Here is a 5,804-nt window from a genome sequence, read left to right on the forward strand (position 1 = left end):
CTGTTGGAAACCAATGACGGTGGTAATACCTGGAAACCAATAACACTGCAACTTGATGAGCAAAAGTATCGCTTTGACTCAGTAAGTTTTGCAGGTAAAGAAGGCTGGATTGCCGGAGAGCCAGGACTGTTGCTGCATACTACCGATGAAGGTGCTTCTTGGTCGCGTATCCCCTTGAGCGAAAAGCTACCAGGTAGCCCGATCGCAGTTAAGGCGCTAGCAGATAATACAGCTGAAATGGCTACTGATGTGGGAGCCATATATAAGACCACAGACGGCGGCAAAAACTGGAAAGCCCAGGTGGAATCAGCAGTGGGTGTGGTGCGTAACTTAGAACGTTCTGCTGATGGGAAATATATTGCTGTTTCCGCTAAGGGTAGCTTCTACTCGACTTGGGAACCAGGCCAAGATGCTTGGGTTCCCCATAACCGCAATAGTTCTCGGCGAGTAGAAAACATGGGCTTTGGTGACAATGGGCAATTGTGGTTGCTAGCTAGAGGAGGTCAAGTTCAGTTTAGCGACCCAACTAAACCTGAAGAATGGCAAGAGGCAAAATATCCAGACTTCTCCACCAGTATGGGTTTACTGGATTTGGCATATCGCACACCCAATGAAATTTGGATAGGTGGCGGTAGCGGTAATTTGCTACGCAGTGGCGACGGTGGCAAAACCTGGGAAAAAGACCGTGACATAGAAGAAGTTGCAGCTAATTTGTACAAGATTGTGTTCTTAGAGCCAGAGCGGGGATTTATAATTGGCGATCGCGGCGTTTTGCTCAAATATCTACCAAACCCGGAAACAGCTTCTCCAGATAAGGCGGCTTAGTTAGGTTGAGGGAGATGAGGGAGCAGGGGAAGCAGGGGAAGCAGGGGAGGCAGGGGAGACAAGGGGATCAGGAGATAAACAAAACTCCTAACTCCTAACTCAGCACTCAGCACTCAGCACTCAGCACTCCTAACGCACTCAGCACTCCTAACGCCCAATAACCCATACCTAATTTCTGAGAAGAACGTTGCAACTTGTAACTCTTTCTTAACTTTGTAGGATAATAAACTCAATAACACTCTATGTATAAGGTAGGGATCTAAATGTCAGGTACCACTGGAGAACGTCCGTTTTCGGACATCATTACTAGCGTTCGTTACTGGGTAATCCACAGCATCACCATCCCAGCATTATTTATTGCTGGTTGGCTATTTGTCAGCACCGGACTGGCCTATGATGCTTTTGGTACACCTCGTCCCAACGAGTATTTCACAGCAGCGCGGCAAGAAGTGCCGATTGTGAAGAACCGTTTTGAAGCTAAAAAACAAGTTGAACAATTTATTGGAAAGTAGTTTGAAATCATGACTAGCGGCAATAACATCAATCAACCAGTTACCTATCCAATTTTTACCGTTAGATGGCTGGCAGTTCACACTTTAGGTGTACCAACTGTATTCTTTTTAGGCGCGATCGCCGCAATGCAATTTATTCATCGTTAGGAGCAATTATGGCAGAAAGATCGCCTAATCCCAATAATCAACCGGTTGAACTAAACCGGACTTCGCTATACCTGGGACTACTACTAGTTTTCGTTCTAGGGATTCTGTTTTCCAGTTACTTCTTTAACTAATTAGAAGTACTCTTGTTAATCTTGGTTTATTAACGTGTGTTGATTTGTTGTTAAGGGAGGAGAGAAGCTGTGTCTGGAAGTGGGAGAATTCCCCTGTGGGTCGTCGCTACGATCGCAGGTTTAGGTATAATTACAGTCTTGGGCATTTTCTTTTATGGTGCCTATGCCGGACTCGGTTCTTCGATTTAACATTAGTTACTTTGAACCGAACACTATAAGTTAGAATTTTCTAGCATTTGTTGAGAAATCAACGTTAAAAAAAACCGCCTGTCTCTATGAGATGGGCGGTATTAATTTTGGTCATTAGTCATTTGTCCTTTGTCATTTGTTTTTTGCAAATGACTAATGACTAATGACTACATCACTATTAGTTGATATCGCTGATATCGTCGCTTTCAATGTATAAAAACAGAAACGCGAAGATCGCTCCTGGCAAAACCCAACCAATTATGGGAATGAAGATAGCAGACAAGTACGAAGTACTAGCCAAGACAGTAGGCAAAAAAGAAGCTGCCATAGTAAAGGTTCCTATCAAATGACACTACAATTCAAAATGAGCTTACTGCAAATTCTGCCAAATTTTTGAAATTCTTTCATATTTTTAACACTGGGGAAGATATGAGGCCGCGATCGCCTATTCGCCATATAATCCATCATTTTCTCAGCCAGTCCAATCATAAGACTTGATACTGTAAGCTTTTTGCTGTTGTCTGCTAGGTTGTTAAGTCTGTCTAATTGATTGTCCAGTTTTGAGAGTGCTGGGACTTCTACCTCTAGCTGAATAGGGAAATCAGCGATGCTTAAAGTGGCAAGCTACGCACTACCGCCCCTGAAGCTCTTAATCTAAAATCTTTATGAGTGAATTCAGTGACAGTTATCATAAACTGGGAAGAATATCTTCGTGGTTTCTAAAACTGAATTTATTGGATAGGTCGAAAGTACAATAGCCGCGCTCCATCAGCTTCTAGCTGTACTTGCTGGGTGTAGGCACGGTAAACTAAAGGTTCATTTCTTAGATGCCAGTAGTTAGGTGTTCCGCCCAACAATCGCCCTATAGCTGTGTCAAATACTTGAAAGCCACTAGGCATTTCTCTAAAATCCTGCCATTCATAAGCATAAGACCAAGCTCGAAATAATTTTTTTCCTCCTTTTTGCTTAAATAGCTGATCTTTATTCTCCTTAAACCTTACTTTCCACTTTTCCAACTCATCAGATGTGATTAAAGGATAATGCTGTTTGGCATAATCATCTAAAAACTGTTCCTGCCACTGTTTAAATCTTTGAGTTTGCTCCTGTTTCAGTTTTGGCTCTGCTCTTTGTATTTCCTCTGGAACATTTAACAGGAAAAATCGCTGAGGCTCTGTTGAGTACATCTGCTTAAGATGCTCTAACGACTGGATACGCTCTACGAGATTAATCGGCTCCTCAAAAAATTTATCTTCTCCTGAGAAATCATCAACGTCACCAGAGATGAAAATGCCACCCTTGGCATCGGTTTCCATAAGAATATCTTCTACTTCGCTGCAACCGACATAAAAAGCATCACTATTAATATGCATTGCTAATTGAGATAATCGGGGGCGATCAGCATCTCTAGCCCGACGGCATAGTAATTGCTCTGGCAATACTTTGATAATTGTCCATCCAAATGCTCCAACGAATAGGCCAATTACCCATAATTCGTTGCATAATAACCGAGGTTTACTACGCAATTTCTCAATATCATCGTTAGGAAGGATCGGTAAAGGGACACGCCGACAGCCTTCTTGCTCAAGAATGCGGGTTAGTGTTTGCTCGATTAGTGTCAGATCATCACAATGAATGCAGTAAGTATAATTCCAAAACCCACTCATTGCAGCCCTCCATGATTTTTTTGACTTCAACCTTTACCAAAACCTCCCCGTACCACCTCACATACTCAGGAGTTCATCTAGCTGCAAGTTTGGCAAGTCTGGAGGAATGACAGTTCGTACTATTGTGACTTTGTGACTCTCCTGTTGGGTTGTAAGATCGAGTGCGATCGCTCCTAAGCGAATTTCCAAACAGCCAAAGGGAATGTTTAATTGTGTCATCACTTCCAAATCTCCCGATGCATTAGGAAGTAAATTTGTCAATAAATGGGGGCCATCTAGTAAGTAGCGAGTTTGATAATCTTCAAGCCATAACTTGACGACAACTTGCAGAGGTACTTCCGGCAGTACTACGCGCACTATAACCGACTTGCCAGCAATTAATTCGCCTTCTGGTACATGTAAATGTGGAGTTGGCAAAGGCTCAGTGGCTGCCGCAATTATAGGTAAGGAAGTAGATGAATATAACAATGGTTGTTCCTTTTCTTCAAAGGTGTAACTCTCAGTTGTATCGCCTTCCAGTTCGGTATCTGTATCATCTACAACGATTTCTTGCGCCAACCAAGCTGACGCTATATTTATTTTTATCGGAGGAGGAGGGGGCGGTACTTGTGTTAACAGAGCCGATGAGATTGTTGGTTCTTCTAGGACTTTTTCTATTTCCGTATCTTCTCCAATCCCCAGTTCCATTTCCGGCGCTGTGTCTATATCTTCCCCAAACTTCTCCAGTTCAGAAGCCAACTCTTCGACTTCTTCCCATGTCTCTTGTTCCTTGCGCGTTTCAGTCAGGATAAGTTGTGAACTTCTCCAACCTTCGCTCAGATTATTCTCTGTGTTGGCATCTAGGTCTAACTTCGCATTTTCTGCACTAGGAGGAAGGGGTATCTGCTGTGGTGCAACATAATTATTGTAATCTTGAGGTTGCAGATCGTTGATAGATTCAGGCAAAGAGTATCCTTGGCTCTGCATCCACTTCCTGAGTAGGGGAGATGAATAAAGGTTTCCGGTTGTAATTAATTGTCCATTTTGCGGGGTTTCGACTTCAGCAATAGATTCTTCCTGGAATTGTGCGTTTTGCAGGACTACGACTTCAGAAACAGATTCTTCCTGGAATTGTGCGTTTTGCGGGGCTATTACTTCAGCAACAGATTCTTCCTGAAATTGTTCATTTTGTGCGGCTATTACTTCAGAAACAGATTCTTCCTGGAATTGTGCATCACCTACTAATTCAGATGTATTTTCATCTTCAGCCACAGTTACGTCTAACTTTGGCAAGTCTTCAGCCGCTTTAACTTCCAATACATCTGGAGGAACATTGTTTTTTACTTTTTCTTCTGCATCATCTGGCGAAGCTTGTAACCGTTTCAAGTATGGCAAAGTAGTCTCAAGTATTGGCATTCGACGTTGCTTGATGACCAACTGCTCCAAGTTGATGGTGGCTATAGTAGCATCCTTTTCTACAAGCTCCTCCGGTGTCTTTGGTTCTGCAACAACATCTGTGGGAATGTTTGCATCACTTTGAATAGGGGGCAATTTCGGTAATTGAGGCAATGAAATGCTTGAATTCTTCAGCTTAGATGTCCGCAGGTTAGCTTCTCGCAAAACTTGCAGGTTAATTTGCGGTGGTAGAGGTGTGTTTGGGGATAGATTAACTATCTGAGACTGGTCTGTTTTCGGAGTTTTGACCAGATTTAATAGTTTCAAATCGAGCCTAACAGGTGTCTCTGTTTCTGTGAAAGCAGCAGATGAGTCCGATGATGTTATGGGGTTATATAAAGATGTACTATATTTTGCTGCGGCTGTGATTGCCAGTAATTCCGTTACATCTGCTGTAATTGTAAAAGACTGGCTGGCTAACCGAATGACTTCACCAGCATTAGCGAATTTACCATACAAATTGATATCTGCCAAAATTAGCTTGGATTCACAATCAGCAGGAATATCAATTGAGGTATTGAGGCTAAAGGGCAACTCCTTATCTGATAAAGGTTGCCGTGCTTTGGTCAATATTTTCGAGTTCTTGGGCGATCGCAGTTCAATTTCTAGTTCAAGCGCGTGTAAGCTTTTTGGAGATAATGTTTCACCCCAATCTAGATTTGTCTCTTCTTGAAATTCTATGTACCCGTTGATTATAAGAGCTTGTCCCCAACGAGCAATATAATTATCCTGACTTAAAGTTAGCAGTAATGGTGGCGGTAGTTGTGCTGCCCAAAAATCTGTAACCTTTTCATCTTTAGGCAGCAGTTCAGAGGCGGGTAAAGCTAAATCTATTAAATTTTGTAAAATCTGCTCTGCCGTCTCTCCTTTCAGCCACACAGGACTTACAGGCTCATCGATAA

Annotated in this window: 8 protein-coding genes; 5 read left to right on the plus strand and 3 right to left on the minus strand. The window is 42.6% G+C overall.

Going from position 1 to position 5,804, the window contains the following annotated elements; genetic code table 11:
* The 5 genes from HWQ37_RS04100 to HWQ37_RS04120 form a co-directional block, all read left to right on the plus strand.
* Positions 1–825 (plus strand): photosynthesis system II assembly factor Ycf48 (locus HWQ37_RS04100; RefSeq protein ID WP_292744130.1); only part of this gene is annotated, 825 nt, incomplete at its 5' end.
* 263 nt (positions 826–1,088) lie between these two features.
* Positions 1,089–1,337 carry a cytochrome b559 subunit alpha gene (gene psbE / locus HWQ37_RS04105; protein WP_292744133.1) on the plus strand — a complete coding sequence of 83 codons (249 nt, stop codon included), beginning with the start codon at positions 1,089–1,091 and terminating at the stop codon, positions 1,335–1,337.
* 9 nt (positions 1,338–1,346) lie between these two features.
* Complete coding sequence (psbF, locus tag HWQ37_RS04110) at positions 1,347–1,484, plus strand: cytochrome b559 subunit beta (protein ID WP_012411801.1); 138 nt, start codon at positions 1,347–1,349, stop codon at positions 1,482–1,484.
* 8 nt (positions 1,485–1,492) lie between these two features.
* Positions 1,493–1,615, plus strand: a complete 123-nt coding sequence (locus tag HWQ37_RS04115; protein WP_094332364.1) for a photosystem II reaction center protein L — start codon at positions 1,493–1,495, stop codon at positions 1,613–1,615.
* 69 nt (positions 1,616–1,684) lie between these two features.
* Positions 1,685–1,804: a photosystem II reaction center protein J gene (locus HWQ37_RS04120; RefSeq protein ID WP_012411803.1), complete on the plus strand. Its 120-nt coding sequence runs from the start codon at positions 1,685–1,687 to the stop codon at positions 1,802–1,804.
* 178 nt (positions 1,805–1,982) lie between these two features.
* Here the strand turns inward: HWQ37_RS04120 and HWQ37_RS04125 are convergent, their stop codons facing one another.
* From HWQ37_RS04125 to HWQ37_RS04135, 3 genes are all read right to left on the minus strand, one after another.
* Complete coding sequence (locus HWQ37_RS04125; protein WP_292744136.1) at positions 1,983–2,132, minus strand: photosystem I reaction center subunit VIII; 150 nt, start codon at positions 2,130–2,132, stop codon at positions 1,983–1,985.
* A gap of 403 nt (positions 2,133–2,535) precedes the next feature.
* Positions 2,536–3,468: a hypothetical protein gene (locus HWQ37_RS04130; protein WP_292744138.1), complete on the minus strand. Its 933-nt coding sequence runs from the start codon at positions 3,466–3,468 to the stop codon at positions 2,536–2,538.
* A 57-nt stretch (positions 3,469–3,525) separates the two neighbouring features.
* A partial coding sequence (locus HWQ37_RS04135) for a hypothetical protein (protein WP_292744141.1) occupies positions 3,526–5,804 on the minus strand: 2,279 nt, incomplete at its 5' end.

This window comes from Nostoc sp. NMS4 (genome assembly GCF_017115095.1).
GTDB lineage: Bacteria > Cyanobacteriota > Cyanobacteriia > Cyanobacteriales > Nostocaceae > Nostoc.

What these genes read in the sequence shown, in the direction of transcription:
- psbE (WP_292744133.1), top strand. Translation starts at nt 1,089, where the DNA reads ATGTCAGGTACCACTGGAGAACGTCCGTTTTCGGACATCATTACTAGC.
- psbF (WP_012411801.1), top strand. Translation starts at nt 1,347, where the DNA reads ATGACTAGCGGCAATAACATCAATCAACCAGTTACCTATCCAATTTTT.
- HWQ37_RS04115 (WP_094332364.1), top strand. Translation starts at nt 1,493, where the DNA reads ATGGCAGAAAGATCGCCTAATCCCAATAATCAACCGGTTGAACTAAAC.
- HWQ37_RS04125 (WP_292744136.1), bottom strand. Translation starts at nt 2,132, where the DNA reads ATGGCAGCTTCTTTTTTGCCTACTGTCTTGGCTAGTACTTCGTACTTG.
- HWQ37_RS04130 (WP_292744138.1), bottom strand. Translation starts at nt 3,468, where the DNA reads ATGAGTGGGTTTTGGAATTATACTTACTGCATTCATTGTGATGATCTG.